The organism is Litchfieldia stipae (genome assembly GCF_014837155.1).
In the GTDB taxonomy this organism is placed as follows: domain Bacteria; phylum Bacillota; class Bacilli; order Bacillales; family Bacillaceae_L; genus Litchfieldia.
The window spans coordinates 1-338 of the sequence record NZ_JACYHA010000076.1 but is presented as its reverse complement, the minus strand read 5'-3'; the positions used below and the strand labels follow the sequence as shown (position 1 = coordinate 338).

Sequence of the window (338 nt, the reverse complement as noted above, 5' to 3'; positions counted from 1 at the left end):
TGGGGTAACCGCAAGGAGCCAGCCGCCTAAGGTGGGACAGATGATTGGGGTGAAGTCGTAACAAGGTAGCCGTATCGGAAGGTGCGGCTGGATCACCTCCTTTCTAAGGAATATGAAAGGCGAAGGCGACTGTTCAGCCAGGAGAATCGGTGGAGACTCTGACAAAGGAGCTTGCTCCTGTAGGAAGAGTTGAAGCGATCGAGTGGCTAGGAGCCGGAGCTAGACATTGAAACTCTTATGAGTTTCATAAAAAGTCGCTTTGTTTATTGTGGTCAGTTTTGAGAGTACTTTCTCTCAAACTTCGTACCTTGAAAACTAGATAACATAACAAAACATTC

General features: G+C 47.0%; 1 rRNA gene. It reads left to right on the top strand.

Annotation, left to right across the window (positions count from 1 at the left end):
- Positions 1–103 (top strand): 16S ribosomal RNA (locus F7888_RS22415); the annotation flags it as partial.
- Positions 104–338 lie beyond the last annotated feature (235 nt).